Source organism: Bacillus sp. Marseille-Q3570 (assembly GCF_946151055.1).
Classification (GTDB): Bacteria; Bacillota; Bacilli; order Bacillales; family Fictibacillaceae; genus Pseudalkalibacillus.
Map to the genome: position 1 here is coordinate 115,569 of NZ_CAMGYZ010000007.1, position 17,958 is coordinate 133,526.

Here is a 17,958-nt window from a genome sequence, read left to right on the forward strand (position 1 = left end):
CATCTGTGTAGTAAGCTAATTATTAACCTTCCCAATTCAGACATAAATATCCAAATCCATAAACAAAATGGTTGCATCAACATACTATAGGGGGGTATAGTAAATGTAAAGGAAAAACAAAGGGTTTGTTATTGATAAATTACAAATCCACAAATGTAATAAGAGTCTGATGAAAGAGGTGGCATTATGACAGAACATGATTCCCCGATCATTCCAAGAACAGAAGATGAACGGAACCGGATTTTAAATCGGCTGAAGCGGATTGAAGGCCAGGTACGTGGTTTGCACAAAATGGTGGAAGATGATCGCTATTGTATGGATATACTCGTACAGATTTCCGCAATCAATTCGGCTTTGAAGCAGGTTGGCTTTTCGTTGATGGAAAGGCATGCGAATACGTGTGTCAAGCATTCTATCGAATCTGGTAATGGCGATGAATATATGGAGGAATTGATGAAAGTCGTAAGACAGTTTTCAAAGTCTTGATAAAAAGAAGGTGTAGACATGAGTGAAGCACTTGAAAGACAAAAACCTATGAAGGAAGAAAAGATACCTATCACGGGTATGACATGTGCCGCGTGTTCAAGCCGTATCGAAAAAGTTCTGAATAAGATGGACGGTGTAGAGGCTTCCGTCAACATGACCACTGAAGAAGCTACAGTAAAATACGATCAGGATGCTGTGGAGACGAAGGATATCATTGAGCGTATCCAAAAGCTTGGTTATGATGTTCCGACAGAGGGTCTTGAATTAGACATCCATGGTATGACTTGCGCTGCGTGTTCAAACCGCATCGAGAAAGTGGTCGGTAAAATGGATGGGGTCACAAGCATCCATGTCAATTTGACGACGGAGACAGGAAAAGTGGAAATCCAACCTGGTCTTGTGTCTCAACAAGATATCGTTGAAAAAATCGAAAAGCTGGGATACAGTGCCGAAGTCAAACAAGACAGACACGCGAAAGAGGAGAAAAAAGATAAGGAACTGAAGAAAAAGCAACGGATGTTATTGCTTTCGATTCTTCTTTCAGCACCATTATTGTATACGATGGCGGGGCATCTACCATTCAATACAGGTATTCCTGTCCCCCATATCTTGATGAACCCCTGGCTCCAGTTTGCATTAGCAACTCCTGTCCAGTTTTATATCGGTGGTCCGTTTTATGTTGGAGCTTACCGGGCACTCAAAAACAAAAGCGCGAATATGGATGTGCTTGTGGCATTAGGTACGTCAGCAGCATACTTTTATAGCTTGCTCGAAGCTTTGCGATCGGCTTATTGGCCAGGATATGAACCCCAATTGTATTTTGAAACAAGTGCGATTTTGATCACATTGATTTTAGTAGGGAAGTATTTCGAATTCCTTGCGAAAGGACGTACGACTCTTGCGATCAAATCATTGCTGAATCTGCAGGCGAAAGACGCTACGATCATTGAAAACGGAATCGAAAGGAAAGTTGCGGTCGATCAAGTACGGGTAGATGATCATTTACTTGTAAAGCCTGGAGAGAAGATTCCTGTTGATGGTGAAATCGTGAAAGGACGTTCTTCCATTGATGAATCGATGATTACAGGTGAATCGATTCCTGTTGAAAAAAATAGTGGAGATAAAGTGATCGGATCAACCATCAATAAAAATGGCAATTTGACGATAAAAGCTACGAAAGTCGGAAAAGATACAGCACTTGCCGGCATCATCAAAATCGTTGAGGAAGCGCAGGGCTCCAAAGCTCCGATTCAACGGATGGCTGATGTCATTTCTGGGATATTCGTGCCGATCGTCGTTGTGATCAGTGTTATCGTATTTTTCATCTGGTTTGTATTCGCAGCACCAGGAGAATTGACAACAGCTCTGGAGGCAGCAATTGCGGTACTCGTCATTGCGTGTCCTTGTGCTCTTGGTCTCGCAACCCCGACTTCCATCATGGTTGGAACAGGTAAAGGGGCTGAACAGGGGATTCTTTTTAAAGGCGGAGAGTTTTTAGAAGGGACTCATCGGATCGATACGGTTTTGTTTGACAAGACAGGTACGATTACAAAAGGAAAGCCGGAAGTGACAGACTGGATACCATTGAAAGAGGACGATGATTTATTAAGCCTGCTTGTTTCAGCTGAAAAAGGCTCGGAGCATCCTCTTGCAGGCGCGATTGTCGCTTATGGTGAAGAACAAGAGGTTTATATGCTTGAAGCAGATAACTTTGAGGCTGTGCCTGGACATGGAATCATAGCTGACCTTTCAAACAGGAAGGTGTTGGTTGGAACACGGAAGTTGATGGAACAAAACCTCATCCCGACCTCTGAGTATGAAAACAGAATCAAACAGTTGGAGCATGAGGGGAAGACAGTCATGCTGATCGGGATCAACAATGAACTGGTGGCTCTTGTTGCTGTCGCTGATACAATCAAAGAAACCTCTGAAACAGCGATCGGACAATTGAAAAGCATGGGTATAGACGTCTATATGATAACCGGTGATAATGAACGCACTGCCAAAGCAATTGCAGATCAAATCGGAATTGAAGGAGTCTTTGCTGAGGTACTCCCGGAAGATAAGTCGGAGAAAGTACGTGAATTGCAATCGCAAGGCAAGAAGGTGATGATGGTAGGCGATGGAATCAACGATGCGCCTGCACTGGCACTGGCTGATATTGGAGTGGCGATTGGAACAGGTACCGATGTCGCCATCGAAACGGCAGATATCACCCTTGTCGGAGGGGATTTGATCCTTCTAACAAAAGCGATCGTCCTAAGTAAGAAGACGATGAGGAATATCCGTCAAAACTTATTCTGGGCATTGTTTTATAATTCAGCAGGAATTCCCGTCGCAGCCCTCGGCCTGTTGGCACCATGGGTTGCAGGGGTGGCGATGGCCTTCAGCTCAGTTTCAGTCGTAAGTAACTCCCTTCGATTGAAGAGAGTGAAACTATAAAAACCATTATTCAAGGAGGTAATAACATGGAAAAGACACTTGATGTAAAAGGAATGACATGCAACCATTGCAAACAGGCTGTGACGAATGCATTGCAAGAGTTGGATGGAGTGACACGTGTTGAGGTCGATCTAGATAAAGGAAAAGCACGCGTTGATTACGACGAAGGCAAGGTTACAGAAGCGCAAATGAAAGAAGCAGTTGAAGATCAAGGATATGATGTAAAATAAAGATGAGGAAACCGTCCAGCAGGGCGGTTTTTTCTTGTGGTGGGGTGTTATCAATGCAAACTCAGAATATATCGGTGCAAAGTACGGAAATATCGGTGTAAAGTACAAAAGTATCGGTGCAAAGTTCGGAGATAATGATGCAAACTCAAAATATATCGGTAGAAATCCCAATCTGAGCATCTACCAATACTGATCATGGCTAGAAACGTGGATAACCATAAATGAATAGATTGGGTTAAAGGACGGTGAGTCATATGTCTAATTCAGAGTGGGATTATTATGGTGGCTATTCAGGATGGGGGGAATGGGTGCCGCGCTTGCCGATAACAACCCCTCCCAATAATGTAACCCAATTGAAGCATTCCGCGAAAAGTTTCCTGCTTCCCGCAAAGGAACTTCAAGGTTTTTTGGAAACTGTGGTTGAAAAAGAAGGATTTGCAGAGCAATTGAAAAAGTCAGCAGAATTGAACCAGAATGAAAAAGTACGTAACTTGATCAAGTCAACCGGTGTGGTGACTGATTTCACCATAAATTTAAATCCGGACCGTATTCTTATCACCTTTCAACCTGAAGCAGCGGATGCGTGTTTTAATATTAAGCTCTCTTTGTGCTGGTAAAATGCAACTTTAGACCTCGACAACCAAAATAATTTGGGAAAATCCATGATGAAATACACGATTTTTCGGCATGAAATTCATCTTACTTTCCCAATACAAGGGTGCTCTAGGCTGTGGTAGGATAAAAGTACCTTAAAAATAATTGGAAAAGGATGTGGGAATATGTCTAGAATGATTGTAACCGTAAAAAGAGGGAAGAAGTGGGCAAATATTTTAGACGGGAATTACCGATCCTCTAGTACGCACCTTACACAGCAGGACGCAATTGAAGTTGCTAAACACCGTGCGCAGCAAAAAGGGTACGAACATGTCATTTACCGTAAAGATGGCACCATCCGTGAAATCAACAAGTACTTACCTCTTACCATCCAGCAATAATGGGAACACGATCATTGTTACGAATAAAAAGAAAAAAGGAATGATCCAAAGGGAAAACACCTTTTGAAGATCACTCCTTTTTTTGTTTATTTTGGTTTGTCGAATTCCTTCCTGATGCATTTTTATAACAAGGCTTGTTTGTTTAATGATGTTGAATTTTGGCTGAGTTTGATTGATGCAAAATTTGCGCGGAAAATAGAGTCAGGCGAGACCTTGTTACATGGTACTTAGTTAACGGACACCAGAGCCGTTATTTTGGACAAAATCACTGTTTCTGAATTTTAACGGACACCAGAGCCGTTATTTTTGAACAAAGCAGCTGAATTTCCATGATATTTACGAAATAAGGGCCCTGGTGTCCGTTAGGGCTGTAAAATTCCAATATTTTAGTCAAATAAGCATTCCTGTGTCCGTTAACGTGTTGGCCCCTGCAGAAAGGGGGTTCGCAAAAAAACTAGAAAATATAATTGAGCTTACAACAATGGGAAAAGCATAAACAACAGCAAATCGAAAACAAGATGGGATAACAAAGGCAACCAGATGTTTTTCGTTTTCTCATAAAGGATTGCCCACGCAAATCCCGCAAACACTGCTGCCAATACAAGCAAGATGCTCCCAGATCCTAAATGCGCTCCTCCGTACAATAGAACAGATACAATTACCCGAAACCTTGCAGTCCCGTGCAATCGATTTTGGACATATCCTCTCCAAAACCATTCTTCGGCTGGAATGATGATTACAAATACGAGGAGTGTGTGCCACCATGTTTCAGGGGAAATCATCGTATACAAATTTTCCAGTTGTATGAATAATGATGGGATGGAGAGTGTCACCAGCAGCTTACCTACAGCAAAAAAGCAGTAGATGAAAACTCCGCTTCCAACAGCAACCAACACATTTTTTATACTGAGACCGTTCCAGCTGATTTTTCCTTTTAGAATTGAGAAAATCAATAGACCAGCCTGGACGAGAGGAAAGAACACCCAAAATGACTCGCTTGCCTGGAAGGCTGCGCCAAGGCCTATCCATGCCATCAAAACGCTAAGGAATACGGATGTGTTTCTAGTCATTATTCTTTCACGCCTTTTTCAGGTAACAGGTGTGGTTTCTTCTTTCTCTTCAAAAATATATAAATCCCGAAAAGAATGATGGCTCCACCTGTGATTTGCTCGATTCTGACGGATTCAGACAAAATGAAATACGCCAGGATCGAAGCACCGATCGGCTCGCCTAAGATTGACATTGAGACAACGTTCGTACTCACATATTTCAAAGCCCAGTTGAAAATGGTATGACCAAGGAGTGTCGGGAATATTGCCAGGAGCAAGAAATACACCCAATTTTCCGTACTGTATGGCGCGAGCGAGTAACCCAGTGACAAATCATAGATGAATAGAGTGCCAGTCGCCATACCGTATACTAGAAACGTATAGGTCATCAGATGAAGCCGTTTCCGTACAGTCTGCCCGAATAAATAATAGACTGTAACAGCAGCTGCACCTAATAAGGCAAGAAGATCCCCGAACAGAGCCATGCCACTGATCCTGAAATCCCCCCAGCTGATCAGGATGCTGCCGCCGATTGCTAAGGCTCCTCCGATGAATGCTTTTAAGGAAAGCTTCTCTTTGAAAAAGATGTAGGTGCCCACAAAGGCGAAAATAGGCTGAAGTGCCACAAGCACCACAGAGCTTGCGACGGAAGTGTAATTCAATGACTCGAACCATAAGATAAAATGGAAAGCGAGAAAGATTCCTGAGAATAAGCAGAATAGCATATCTTTTTTATGTATTTTCTTGAAATCATCCTTGAAATAGAGAAGGATGAAAGGCAGCATCAGTAATGTTGTGAATAGTAAGCGATATGTAGCGATCACAGGTGCAGGTGCTGTTGATAGCTTGACTAGAATCGCAGAAGTAGAGACAGATAACACACCAATACCTATGGCGATATAAGGATTTATGATCGGTTCTTGTTTCAATGGATGACCTCCGTACCAGTTTTTCTCACTAGTAGTTTATCACTCTCTTTTTCTTATAGAAATACACAATTTGAATGAATACCAAAATACACCTAAAGAGAAGTCGAGAATTGTCGATATAAAGCGTAAAGAAGGTATAAGGTCAATGTTGGGGGCATACGTTTATGACTCTGTCACAAGTTCGGATAGGTGTTGGAACAATCTTGCTCGTCATGTTTTCTCTTTCACTTTTTATTGGAGACTCAACACCTCATTTTACATCTATCATCATAGCTATTTTTGGTATACTTCTTCTTTCGAGCATATGGATATTGTTTCGAGAAGCAGCCCGTAGGAATCAACTCACTAAAGTTCTAATCAATTGTGTTAGTGCAAGTATTGTATTCTATGGTGCATCTGAACTCATAAAGGTTTTCACTGGAAATGATCACCTGGAACCCATTTCAGATACACTTTGGGTCATACATATTTTACTTCTCTCATATGGATTGGTTTTTGTATTGACCAAGGTACGATCCAATTTTCAGATGGGCTATTTGTTGTTTGATCTACACATTACAATAACAGTATTAGGAGCCATTTCTTTTGTGACATATGAAAAACTAGCTGGAAATGGTATGCCTATGCACATGGTCTTTTATCCCTTAGGCGTTCTTTATGTATTATTCATCCTGGCCACATTATTTTTGATTGTCGACAAGCCCATCAATCGAAAGTTTCTGAATGGACTTTTTGTTGGATTGTTGATCTGTCTGGCCGCGGATATCCTTTTGATTTTTGATCTACAGGACGGTTATCAGTTGCGTGAGAACTACTTATTGCTTGATGGTTTAGGTATCTTTATGATCGCATCTGCTTTTTGTCGAAAAGAAAGCCGTTTGCTCAACCAATATCCGGACCGGTTCACCTTATCCTATGCTCACTGGGAACTGATTCGTCCGATCATCCAATACGCCGGTGTCTTTATTCTTTTGTATGAATTTCTTTTTGTCTATCGTGAGAATGATATATTGTTTGGAAGTTTGATTGTCACTTTCATTCTCGTAATTTGTCGGGACATCATCAGTATCATCCAGAATCAATCACTTGTAAAACATCTTAAATTGTTCAATCAGCATCTGGAGAAGAAAATCGGTGAACGTACACAGGAACTGACGGATTCACATAAGGACCTGGAGGATGCTTTTAAACAGATCGATTATATTGCTCGCCATGATACATTCAGCCGACTGCCGAACAGACGCTATCTTGAACAAATGATCGGGTGGAAAATTCTCGACTCCAGTCAATCACGTACGATGGTTTCATTGATATTTCTGGACTTGGATCGTTTGAAGCATGTAAATGATACACTCGGGCATTCGATCGGGGATCAGTTATTGTTACACGTGATTGAAAGAATCAAAAACTGTCTACCGCCTGAAGCATTCATGGCACGACATGGCGGTGATGAGTTCGCTATTTTAATGGATACTCTTTATTACGAAGATGAAATCAAAGAGTTGACTACCGCAATAATGGAGACGATCGAAGTCCCCTTTCATATTAGTGGGAAAGAATTGTCGATCACGTTGAGTATGGGGGTTTCGATCTATCCTGAACATGGTGAATCGGTAGAAGAATTGATGAAACATGCTGATCTCGCTATGTATAAAGCAAAAGAAGACAGAAGGAGAAAAGTGGTTTTTTATTCACCTGAAATGGATCAAGAACTTGTTGGGAAAATGAAGCTTTTGACAGACCTCCATAATGCAATCAAACGTAATGAATTCCTGGTATATTATCAGCCGCAATTTGATATTCACACAGGGGGTCTCTCAGGCATCGAGGCACTTGTACGCTGGGAACATCCGAAACTCGGAATGATATCTCCAGGAGAATTCATCCCGCTGGCTGAGGAGTTTGATTTGATCGTTCAGATTGATGACCTTGTGATGAAAACTGCAATCCACCAGTTCAATGAATGGGAAAAGGAAGGAATTGCTCCGCCGCGACTAAGTGTGAATTTATCTCCAGAGCAATTTACACAAGGAAATCTCTGTTCGAAAATTTCAGTACTTTTAAAGACAGCCGTTTTTCCTGCTGAGAAATTAGTGATTGAGATTACAGAAAGTGTTGCGATGAATAACGAGGAACGTCTAACAGCTCAATTGCAAGAGATTGCAGCAATGGGCATCCAGATTTCGATTGATGATTTCGGAACCGGTTACTCATCATTAAGTTATGTGAAAAATTACCCGCTGAACCAATTGAAGATTGCACGGCCTTTCATCATGGAGGTTCCAGGAAACTTTAATGATACAGCGATGCTGAAAGCAATCATTGATTTATCTCATCACTTCAACCTATCGGTTGTCGTTGAAGGCGTTGAAACATTCGAACAGTTGAATTTCCTGAAATCCATCCATTGTGAAGAAGTACAAGGATTCTATTTTTCACAACCGCTGACAACAAAAGATCTGGAACACAGTTATCTACTACCATTCAAACAAAGTGTATAAAAGGTGAGGGGCAGGACAAATGAAGGCACCGCTTCGTCAACATCCCGTGGCTTTCAGCGGGCACGGCCTCAGCCTCCTCAGAAAGCACAGACCGCTTTCTTCCGGGATCTTCGACCGTGCTGTTCTCGCAGGAGTCTACGGATGTTGACTACGCTTTTCATGTTGTGTTTATTATATTTTATTGTTCGTGGTTTCTGTTGGCAGTTATCGTTTTGTCCCAGCCTCTTCAGGTTATGTTCAGAAACTGAAATTGTCGACGACCTGTCAATTGGGCTGGCATTTGGACGGCTGATGAATACGATATTAAAGGCAATGAAGCACTGTTGATGGTTTTCATCCTCTTTTTCCACAACGAAGAGTAAATAAATGAATTATGGGAATAAAGGAATTAACAAGGTATAAGAAGAGGAAGGATTTATAAGATGGAAAAATCGAAACTTTACGATGTGTTGGATACGATGCGGCTTCCGAATGGTGCCTACCTGGCAAGTCCATCAAAGCATTATTCCTATGTATGGATCCGTGATGTATGTTATGCAGCTCTTCCATTCCTATATAACAATGATGGCCGATTTGAGAAAGCGTATTATGCATTATTGGATCTATTCAAAACGTATGAATGGAAGATTGATATCCACCGGTTCCAGAAACCTGTGCATCGCTATGAGTATATCCACGCCCGCTATTCTACAGATCTCAAGGAACTTCCTGTAGAGTGGGGCCATGCCCAGCATGATGCGATCGGAAGCTTCCTTTGGGGAATCGGTGCTGGTTTAGCCCGTGGGAAAAAAATGATCCGGGATGAAAAAGACCGTGAAATGATCCAGAAACTTGTCGACTATTTAAATTGTGTCCAGTATTGGTCAGATAAGGATAACGGTATGTGGGAGGAATATCAGGAGCTTCATGCTTCCAGTGTAGGAGCATGTGTGGCAGGGTTGAAGCAGGTTCGTATGCTGGTCAATGTTCCAGATGAGCTGATCAAGAAGGGAGAGGAGTCTCTCAAATTCTTGTTGCCCAGGGAAAGCGAAACGAAAGAAACAGATCTTGCGTTATTGTCCTTGATTTATCCTTATCAAATCGTTTCAAGGCAAACAGCTCTTGAAATTTTAGCAAATGTAACTGGACAGCTGGAAAGAAAATATGGTTGTATCCGTTACGCCGGGGATCAATATTTCAATGAAGGTTCAGAAGCGGAATGGTGCTTCGGGTTTCCCTGGCTTGGGTTATGTTATGGACATTTAGGAGATATGGAAAAAGTCGAAGAATATGTAAGGAAAACGGAGTCCATTGTGCCTGCTGATGGTAGAGTTCCTGAACTTTATATCGGCGGCAGTTTCGAAGCGAATGAAAATACACCACTTGCCTGGGCTGTTGCGATGAGCATCCTGTTAATCGAATACGCAGAAGCATTAGGTAATGAAAAATACGATACCAAAGAAACTTCCCTTGGCTAAGGGAGGTTTTTTTATTCCACGAAAAAACAATCACCATCTCCTATAATGATATACTTGTACTAAACGTATTGGGGAGGGGAGCATGATGGCTTGGTTAACCTGGCTTTTCACTTTCATCATTCTATTATTCATTTTTCTATCGCTCGCCTATATGGTCAGAACCTATCAAGTGAACAAACGTTTGAACCAACACATACGTCTGCTTAATTGTGGAGACAGCGGGCAAATCTTTTTCCTCCGCAGTCTTCAAATGGTGCTGCTCATCTTTTTCCCTTTATTCGTCTTGTTTGATGACTTGCCGAATCTTCCGAGTATCCTGTATATCGTCATGCATTTTCTTTTATTTTTAGCGCAGATCTACTCGACGATCTATATTACTGTGGGGACGGACGGATTTAGGTCGGGAATCTTTTCTTACGACTGGGGAGAAGTTGACCGAGTTGATATCATCACCGGTCTTCATGAAGATAATCATAAATACCCTTCCGGAGGGATTATCCGATTCATTGTCGGCGCGAAAATCTACAGCGCAGAATTGAAAAACACAGAAATTGATGAACTGGAAAATTTCATAGAAAAACATGTCGAAATATACAGAAATTAACAGCAATATTTCAATTGAGAGAATTTTTGAAAATATCTAAAATTATACTTTCTTCTTGTGTAGAATCTGTTACAATAGAGTCAATCCAAAATAGGAGGGAAGCAAGTTTGGAAAAAATAAAACTAGGTCAACCTCCCCACTGTCACAAGGTTTCGTTCGATGGTAAAGCATTCAAGATCAAAGGTTTGGAAAATGTAGTTGTTCCATTATCGAAGACTGAAACTGCTCAAATCGATGTTCTCAATGAAGAAACAGGAAATTTGAAACTTGTCGGAAAAGACACTATTTTGGCTCAGTTAGAACTTCCACTCAGGTACTGCGAAGTCGGGCAAGGGTGGGTATTAGACAAATTATCAAAAAAGAAGAAGAAATCAGGATAATAACAACACCAGGGCTGACGCAAAAGTGTCAGTCCTTTTAATACTTAAAGAAAGCATAAAAATAGAAGCACAACCAGGACTCTACCTGCGCCAAGGCTTGGTATTGCCAAGTCTTCTTTATCAATAAGTATTAAAATCGGAAAAAAGGACAAGGATAGTAATAGAACATCCGTGCAAACGTAAAATAAGAATAGTCTTTTTTGTATGATAGACAGGCATATGCTCATGATTTCTGTAAGAACTAGAAGGAGTGATACAGATGGAAAAAGATATGAAGAAGGAAAAGAGGCAGCAGGAGTTAGAGTCTAATAGTGCTTTGAATCCTGGCTTCGGTACGATCGAATCTAATGAAGCTGACAACTATTTCATGGATGGATCAATGGGAAATTCAATTGTAGATTTTGATGAAGCTGACACAGCCGTTGATGATATCGATGATAAAGAAATCATGCAGTATACGAAAACGGAAAAAAGGAGATGACAAGATGAAAAATCAAAACTATCCTGTAGCCAATGTTTCTAAGGAAATGCTCGACAAAATCCAGAACTATGAAAGAGAACTGAAAAAAGAAAGCGATGAAGATATCATCCTCATCGCATACCAAAAAGAACGTAGTTAAAGTGGAATGACCTGGAAGGATCGAACAGTCCTTTTGAGGTCATTTTTTTAGGCTCTTTTTTAAAAGATTGTTGCTTTTGAGTCATTTTTAAAAACTCACCTTGTGCAAGTTGATTGGAGGGCAAGGTGCGAGACTCCTCGAAAATGAAAATCGCATGTTCTTCGTGCGATGTAACGCTGCCGAAGCTTTCCTTGTCCTGCGGAATCAGCGTCCCTACTACCTGAATAATCTCCTCGCAAGGCATGCGACGAGGAAGCTCGCTTCGACAGGACTTTCTTTTAGACGCAGGAGCACAAATACTTCCTTGAAAAATGTCGTAAGGCGACGAGTGGGCTCACCACACGCCCTGCGGAAAGCGAGCATCCTGGAGTGGAAATCAACCACTTTATAGAAAACTCGGCGAGACCAAGCCTTTTGTAGGTCGAGCCTTAGTTGCCCTTTTACTGAAGAAAGTATTTTATACTCCCTCTTTAAGTGCAAGAGCAACAAAATTTGCGAAAACAGCCTTTTTTATTGCCATTGTTGAAAAGAAAGAGTAATGATATGATCATTCTTTATAATTTATTAAAGAGCTTTACCAAGTAAGTATCATAGCTATTTGTAAGTAGTTTGACTGCGTATGTTAATCTGCTTACATAATTTGAATTTGTAAATACTTTCTTCAGTATAAGTGCAACAATGGCTCAGCCTGTGCAAAGGCTAGGCTTTGCCAAGTTTTCTTCATTTTCACATGGCGTTCCTCTTGGGTGTAATCACGGATGGAGATAGTTCAAAGCAGTATGGACATTGATGGTAGGTTTTTTCAACCAAACTAAGGATCTGTTCTTCATCTGTACAGTCTTCACGAACATCGCTTTCATAATTAGGAATTCGACATGCATCGCATACATATGAAGAGTGATGGACCACTTTCGTCTTGTGGTTGATAATGTATTTAGACACAGTGCACCTCCTAATTCATTTTTCCTTTTAAGCTTGTTGCATTTGTTTGTGTGGAACTTTATATATATATTCGTAAAAATTGGATATTTTTCGGGTATGAAGTTAACATTTGGAAGATAGACAGACGCCTAGCACTCTAAAGAAATTAAAGACATATGATAGTCTGAAACCCATATAGAAGGGGGAGTATGTCTTTGAATAATCGGCAAAACCCACTTTCCTCAATGATTCAAAATATTCTAGGTGGATTCGGTTCACAACAGCAAGGTCCGCCATCTGGTCCGCCGTTTCCGGATGGAGGTGGTCCACCGCCAGGGCCTCCACCGAAATTCATCCCAAATCAATCACCATCAAGTTTTCAAGCTGGACCTGGGGCTGGAACTTTTGCGGTAGATCCAGGCGCACTAAGGCCATGTATGCGCAAGTATGTTTATATCTGGCTAACCGGTGGATATTCATTCTGGGCATGGCTTACATTTGTAGGAAGAAACTCTGTAGCTGGATACCGGTGGACAGGACGTAGATGGGTCTATTTCGGTATTGACCGTCGACAAATCGCTTCATTTGTCTGTTATTGAGGGAAATGTACTGACCAGATAGCCGAGCATTGCTTTATTCGGAGCTTGAATGATGTGACCCTGCGTTGAAAAGTTCCAGACGTGTAAAGGATGCAGCCTATTTGGTCATTTTTTTCATTTTAAGAAAGTATAGATACCTCAGGCTGCGCTAAAAGTTTGATTTGCAAAGTTTTGTTCATTTGTCTGGCATGTTTTTCAATACATGAAACTCTTTCATCTGGAAAAAGATACATATAATCGAGAACCAACGGCAAACAATCATGGAGGGCTTCGCAGCATGGTACAAAAACTTATCGTTTTCATTGTCATCATAAATATTTTATCGGGTTGCGGGACAGCTGATGCTGATCAAATCCCTACTGACTCTCCTGTCACGGTCATAGAAGTTAAGGCTGAAAATTGGAAGTTCAATAAAGACATCTATAAAGTATTTGCAGATCAACCCATCACGATCAATTTCAAAAGTGTGGAAGGGAAGCATGTGTTTGCTATAAAAGGAATGGAATCGATAAAAATCAAAGGAAAAGGTTCCATTAAAGAAACGTTTGAACCTGGGGAATATCAGATCTATTGCCCTATTGCTAACAAAAAAGGCCACACTGAAATGGTTGCTACACTGATTGCTGTGGAAGAAGAATAAAACAGCAAAAGGGGCTGACTGGTCGTCGGCCCCTTTAAGTGTCATTAGAATGATCAATTATTGCTATACTGTTGTTTGAATTGCTCTGCCAGACAATAAAACGATTCCTGGTCATTGCGTTCTAGTGCATCATCAATTTTCTCTCTGAGCATTTGTCTCTGGTGTTCAAAAAACGACTCATCAAGCAGAAGTTGGGCGGCAAGGGATACAAAATACTGTTCAGCTTTTCTCTGTCTCAATTGTGCCTGTTCTTTCATCTTAGCTTGAAAAGATGAGGTATGCTTATTCATGAGGATTCCTCCCAAACCCTTTTAGTTATTATCTAAGATATGCACCATGATGTCAATTAGTTTTCAGAATATTACATTAATTTATTTTTTTACTTGAATGATTTGTTTATTTTTATTTTTGATTTCGCCGCGCAAGAAGTTTGAAGGGATCGAAGTGACTGGTCGTTGAGCTAGCATCACTTCCGGCAACCACTTACTTCCTTAACATTGCGAACCCGTTAACGGACACAGGAGATCTTATTTGTCCAATATGACGGAAATTTACAAACTTAACGGACACCAGGGACCTTATTTCGCAAATATCATAGGAAATCAGCGGTTTTGTTCACAAATAACGGCTCTGATGTCCGTTAACATAAATCATGGCCTCTTGTTTATACCTTTTTCCGTATGATTGTCGTGAATTTCTTTTAAAAGTCCTAGACCTGCCAAAAAAATACTTTCTTTATTATCAGTGCACTAGCTGGCGGTTTCGGGAGGAATACACCGCACGAAGGAAAATTTCGAGGAACTACGCTAAAGGCTTGGCTTTACCCAAGTTTCTTCATTCAGTAAGAATAATTAAGTACAAGTAGTTAAAAAATAAGGTCAATTAATAGGACCGGGGGTAGATTTCATGGAACGAAAACCATATTATGTCACTGTACAGGCTGGTATTCAAAATGCTGAAATCCGGAGTAGCAAAGGTGAGTCCAGCTATGATTTCGAAATTAACGCAACGGAAGATGAAGCCGCTTTTTTAAAGGATTTATTTGACGAGGATGACCGAGCTGATCGTACAGGGTATATTCACTCTCACTGGTTTTCGAATGTCATTGATTCAGGTGACCGTGACAATATGATCTATGATCGCCTTCTTAATGAAATCTATCTGACCATTTACGATTTAGGGACAGAGCAGACAAAGAAAGATATTGAAGAAATGGGTATACTCGAAAAGCTCAGGGAAGTGAAACCTAGCCATAATCCTACGGACCCCGAGCTCCTCCAATAACCAATAGTGTCTGACTCTCTTTACGGTATTGATTAAGCTGGACAGAGAGGTTCGGGCACTTTTTTTGGTTATCACTTTTCAAAGTCCTCTAAAAGAGCTTAAACAATGGGAAAACATCTAAAAAAGCAGTTCTTTCATGTATACTTAAGATGGATATACATGAAAGGATTGATCTGGATGATTAGAGGAATATTGTTCGACTTGGATGGAACGCTCTTGAATCGTTCAGACTCGTTGCATCAATGTATCAGAGCGCAATATGAAAGAAATTGCGCCATCTTGAATGACATAGAGTCTCAACAGTATTTGAACGATTTTATAACATTAGATCGAAATGGCTATAACCATAAGAAAAATGTTTATAAAAGTCTTGTTGAAAAATATGGACTGGATAAACAGGCGAGTGATCTTTTATTAGAAGATTATTATTTTCATTTCCACAATCATTGTTTACCAATCAAGGGTTTTGATCGTTTGATCCACTATCTGAACCAGTCTCCATGTCAGCTTGGATTGATAACCAATGGGGAAACGGAATTCCAACAAAATACAATTGATGCTCTTTCTTTGGCTGATGTTTTCCATTGTATCTTAATATCGGAACAAGAGGGACTGAAAAAACCTTCACCTGAGATCTTCCAACGAGGATTATCCATGCTGGGTGTTCGAGCAAGTGAAACGATTTTTGTGGGAGATCATCCTACAAATGATATAAAAGCGGCAAAAAAATCTGGGATGGGGACCATTTGGGTGTACAACAGTCATTACGAAAAGCCGTCTGAAGCAGATTTTACAATACATTCATTGACGGAGATCCCTGATATCATAACGTCTCTCAACAAGGAGGATAATGATGAAAATAGGTAATGCGTTTCTTGCACTAATATTGCTGCTGGTCGGGTTTCTTTTCGGCTTAGGGTATTGGATTTCAAAAGGATTATTAGGATAATGGGGATAGATCATTTCTTATAATCGTCAGGAGTTCTTGAAAATGGATAAAGCAGTGTATGAAAATCGTGAACGGAATTCGAAGAACGCCATTACGATCATTACCATAATAGGTTGGCTGTTAGTCATCTTTAGTCTCTTCCACTTACATAACATAAATGACATCTGGTCTTTCACACTGCTGGTCGGGTTTTTATTCATTACCGAGCTATACCCGATACCGGTCTGGAAGAGCAGCACGTCACTTAGTTTTCCACTGATTTATACGATCGTTCTCATTCATGGAACCTGGATGGGTCTCGTAACGCTAGTTGTCGTCAGTTTTACAGTCAACTTGCTCAAGAGAAGGCGTATTGAGCTTGTTTGGTTCAATCCAGCTCAACTCGCATTGACGCTGGTGCTCGCTCATTTTTTAACAGATGCAACACTTTTTTTGACAGGGATAGGTGCAGAGAACCCTGGTTATTATTACTATCAATTATTGATATTCACTCTTGGTTTTTATATCATCAACAATTTGTTAATTGATATGATTTTACTATTACGACCACAAACCTACCTTTTTAAAGATTGGAAGAACAAGATGATCAGGGAAACCGTGATCGTCATCATTTCAATCATTTATCTTGTAATGATGCTTGTTTTAGCAGAGCAAAACAGGGGCGGAGTAGTGGACTTCTTTTCATTCCTGTTCTTCTTTTCTCCTCTGGTAGCAGCGTCAATCATCAGTGCGTTCATTTACCGATTGAATCGGGAGAAGAATCGTTTCAAGGCACTGGTATCCCTTACGAAAGAACTGAACAGGACACTTCCTTCCGAAAATTGGGTTTATTCTGTAGAAAAGTGGATCGATGAATTCATTCAAACGGATGCAACCTTGTTTATTGTAAAAGAGCATGACGAATGGAAAGGTTCCGTGAAGAAAGGCAGTATCAGTGAGGGAATCGAGAAGTCATTCGAGCAAGAGTGGTTCAAACGATTGGATGAAGCGGTTTACTTTTCATCTCGAAAAGATGTTCCGGAAGGATTGAGTGGTTATTTGGCATCATCCATTCGTTCTGTGGTCATCACCCCTCTAAGGGTAGAAAATGAAACCGTGGGCGTTTTATTAGTCGGGAAAGAAAATAATAAACTATACCAAACGACGGATATTCAATTTTTGTCTACTTTAGCAAATCAACTTGCTGTTATAATAAAGACGAGGAACTTGTTTGCGGAAAGAGAACAGCGAATCGTTTTGGAAGAACGAAACCGTATCGCCAGGGAAATTCATGACGGAATCGCACAGTCCCTTGCAGGTGCAGTCATGAAGCTGGAATCATCGAAACGATTGAAAGCAGGGGAAAAAGAGAAAATGCAGCTTGTCAATGAAAGCATCCTTAAACTGAGAGGGAGCCTTCATGAAGTACGGGAATCCATTTATGCGTTACGGCCGACGCCTAGCGAAAAGTTTGGGATGGTTGAAGCGGTTCGCGCAAAAGCGGAAGAAGTAATGGACGATTTCGACCTGAGTGTATCGATACGGACTCGTGGTGATACGAAAGAAGTTTCCCCCCATATAGAAAAGAACGTCTACGAGGTTGTAGCAGAAGCTTTACAAAATGCAGGGAAACATTCAGATGCTTCATCGGTGGATGTAATGATCAGGTATTGCAGGGAACATGTGATTATCCGGATCACAGATGACGGAAAAGGGTTTCTTTTGTATGAAGCCTTGTTAAAAGCGAAGGCTCAAGCTCATTATGGCATCATGAACATGAACGATTTAGCGGATCAAATTGATGCCTCGCTGAAAATAAATAGTACACCAGGGAAAGGAACTGAAATCCTTATGGTTGTACCAGTATCAAATTGATGTGGAGGAGACTCAACT

Annotated in this window: 21 protein-coding genes; 17 read left to right on the forward strand and 4 right to left on the reverse strand. The window is 40.8% G+C overall.

The window, feature by feature from the left end:
• The first annotated feature begins 186 nt into the window (after positions 1 to 186).
• The 6 genes from N8M93_RS12655 (at position 187) to N8M93_RS12680 (ending at position 4,153) form a co-directional block, all read left to right on the forward strand.
• Complete coding sequence (locus N8M93_RS12655) at positions 187 to 486, forward strand: metal-sensing transcriptional repressor (RefSeq protein WP_261132363.1); 300 nt, start codon at positions 187 to 189, stop codon at positions 484 to 486.
• A gap of 48 nt (positions 487 to 534) precedes the next feature.
• On the forward strand, positions 535 to 2,928 hold the full coding sequence (locus N8M93_RS12660; protein ID WP_261132693.1) for a heavy metal translocating P-type ATPase: 2,394 nt from the start codon (positions 535 to 537) through the stop codon (positions 2,926 to 2,928).
• Positions 2,929 to 2,954: 26 nt separating this feature from the next.
• Positions 2,955 to 3,158 (forward strand): copper chaperone CopZ, encoded by a 204-nt coding sequence (gene copZ / locus N8M93_RS12665; protein ID WP_261132365.1) that lies wholly within the window; start codon positions 2,955 to 2,957, stop codon positions 3,156 to 3,158.
• Positions 3,159 to 3,192: 34 nt separating this feature from the next.
• On the forward strand, positions 3,193 to 3,351 hold the full coding sequence (locus tag N8M93_RS12670; protein WP_261132367.1) for a hypothetical protein: 159 nt from the start codon (positions 3,193 to 3,195) through the stop codon (positions 3,349 to 3,351).
• A 61-nt stretch (positions 3,352 to 3,412) separates the two neighbouring features.
• A complete protein-coding gene (locus tag N8M93_RS12675; RefSeq protein ID WP_261132369.1) occupies positions 3,413 to 3,775 on the forward strand; it encodes a hypothetical protein in 363 nt (120 codons plus the stop codon).
• Between the two features lie 162 nt (positions 3,776 to 3,937).
• Positions 3,938 to 4,153 (forward strand): DUF2188 domain-containing protein, encoded by a 216-nt coding sequence (locus N8M93_RS12680; RefSeq protein ID WP_221563614.1) that lies wholly within the window; start codon positions 3,938 to 3,940, stop codon positions 4,151 to 4,153.
• Between the two features lie 473 nt (positions 4,154 to 4,626).
• Here the strand turns inward: N8M93_RS12680 and N8M93_RS12685 are convergent, their stop codons facing one another.
• The gene (locus tag N8M93_RS12685; protein ID WP_261132372.1) at positions 4,627 to 5,223 is read right to left on the reverse strand and encodes a CPBP family intramembrane glutamic endopeptidase; all 597 of its coding nucleotides are present in this window, start codon (positions 5,221 to 5,223) and stop codon (positions 4,627 to 4,629) included.
• The gene (locus N8M93_RS12690) at positions 5,223 to 6,131 is read right to left on the reverse strand and encodes a DMT family transporter (RefSeq protein WP_261132374.1); all 909 of its coding nucleotides are present in this window, start codon (positions 6,129 to 6,131) and stop codon (positions 5,223 to 5,225) included. The genes N8M93_RS12685 and N8M93_RS12690 overlap by 1 nt, the downstream gene beginning before the upstream one ends.
• A 164-nt stretch (positions 6,132 to 6,295) precedes the next feature.
• Between N8M93_RS12690 and N8M93_RS12695 the strand changes: the two genes are divergently transcribed.
• From N8M93_RS12695 to N8M93_RS12720, 6 genes are all read left to right on the forward strand, one after another.
• Positions 6,296 to 8,632: a bifunctional diguanylate cyclase/phosphodiesterase gene (locus N8M93_RS12695; RefSeq protein ID WP_261132376.1), complete on the forward strand. Its 2,337-nt coding sequence runs from the start codon at positions 6,296 to 6,298 to the stop codon at positions 8,630 to 8,632.
• 422 nt (positions 8,633 to 9,054) lie between these two features.
• Complete coding sequence (locus tag N8M93_RS12700) at positions 9,055 to 10,089, forward strand: glycoside hydrolase family 15 protein (RefSeq protein WP_261132379.1); 1,035 nt, start codon at positions 9,055 to 9,057, stop codon at positions 10,087 to 10,089.
• A gap of 85 nt (positions 10,090 to 10,174) precedes the next feature.
• Positions 10,175 to 10,693, forward strand: coding sequence for a hypothetical protein (locus tag N8M93_RS12705; protein WP_261132380.1), 519 nt, complete (start codon positions 10,175 to 10,177; stop codon positions 10,691 to 10,693).
• A gap of 107 nt (positions 10,694 to 10,800) precedes the next feature.
• Positions 10,801 to 11,073 carry a hypothetical protein gene (locus tag N8M93_RS12710; RefSeq protein WP_221563624.1) on the forward strand — a complete coding sequence of 91 codons (273 nt, stop codon included), beginning with the start codon at positions 10,801 to 10,803 and terminating at the stop codon, positions 11,071 to 11,073.
• Between the two features lie 259 nt (positions 11,074 to 11,332).
• A complete protein-coding gene (locus tag N8M93_RS12715) occupies positions 11,333 to 11,554 on the forward strand; it encodes a hypothetical protein (RefSeq protein WP_261132383.1) in 222 nt (73 codons plus the stop codon).
• A 4-nt stretch (positions 11,555 to 11,558) separates the two neighbouring features.
• Positions 11,559 to 11,693, forward strand: a complete 135-nt coding sequence (locus N8M93_RS12720; protein WP_261132386.1) for a hypothetical protein — start codon at positions 11,559 to 11,561, stop codon at positions 11,691 to 11,693.
• 726 nt (positions 11,694 to 12,419) lie between these two features.
• Here N8M93_RS12720 and N8M93_RS12725 read toward each other — a convergent pair.
• Complete coding sequence (locus N8M93_RS12725; RefSeq protein WP_261132387.1) at positions 12,420 to 12,635, reverse strand: hypothetical protein; 216 nt, start codon at positions 12,633 to 12,635, stop codon at positions 12,420 to 12,422.
• Between the two features lie 188 nt (positions 12,636 to 12,823).
• On the opposite strand from N8M93_RS12725, the gene N8M93_RS12730 reads away from it, so the two are divergent.
• Both N8M93_RS12730 and N8M93_RS12735 read left to right on the forward strand, forming a co-directional pair.
• A complete protein-coding gene (locus tag N8M93_RS12730; protein WP_396125561.1) occupies positions 12,824 to 13,213 on the forward strand; it encodes a transporter in 390 nt (129 codons plus the stop codon).
• A gap of 277 nt (positions 13,214 to 13,490) precedes the next feature.
• Positions 13,491 to 13,853 (forward strand): hypothetical protein, encoded by a 363-nt coding sequence (locus N8M93_RS12735; RefSeq protein ID WP_261132391.1) that lies wholly within the window; start codon positions 13,491 to 13,493, stop codon positions 13,851 to 13,853.
• Positions 13,854 to 13,906: 53 nt separating this feature from the next.
• Here N8M93_RS12735 and N8M93_RS12740 read toward each other — a convergent pair whose 3' ends face one another.
• Positions 13,907 to 14,143, reverse strand: coding sequence for an IDEAL domain-containing protein (locus N8M93_RS12740; protein WP_261132393.1), 237 nt, complete (start codon positions 14,141 to 14,143; stop codon positions 13,907 to 13,909).
• Positions 14,144 to 14,759: 616 nt separating this feature from the next.
• Here N8M93_RS12740 and N8M93_RS12745 point away from each other — a divergent pair.
• From N8M93_RS12745 to N8M93_RS12755, 3 genes are all read left to right on the forward strand, one after another.
• Positions 14,760 to 15,137, forward strand: coding sequence for a hypothetical protein (locus N8M93_RS12745; RefSeq protein WP_261132394.1), 378 nt, complete (start codon positions 14,760 to 14,762; stop codon positions 15,135 to 15,137).
• Between the two features lie 159 nt (positions 15,138 to 15,296).
• Entirely contained in the window at positions 15,297 to 16,004 is a 708-nt protein-coding gene (locus N8M93_RS12750) for an HAD family hydrolase (protein WP_261132396.1), read from the forward strand.
• 124 nt (positions 16,005 to 16,128) lie between these two features.
• On the forward strand, positions 16,129 to 17,940 hold the full coding sequence (locus N8M93_RS12755) for a GAF domain-containing sensor histidine kinase (RefSeq protein WP_261132398.1): 1,812 nt from the start codon (positions 16,129 to 16,131) through the stop codon (positions 17,938 to 17,940).
• The last annotated feature ends 18 nt before the right edge of the window (positions 17,941 to 17,958 follow it).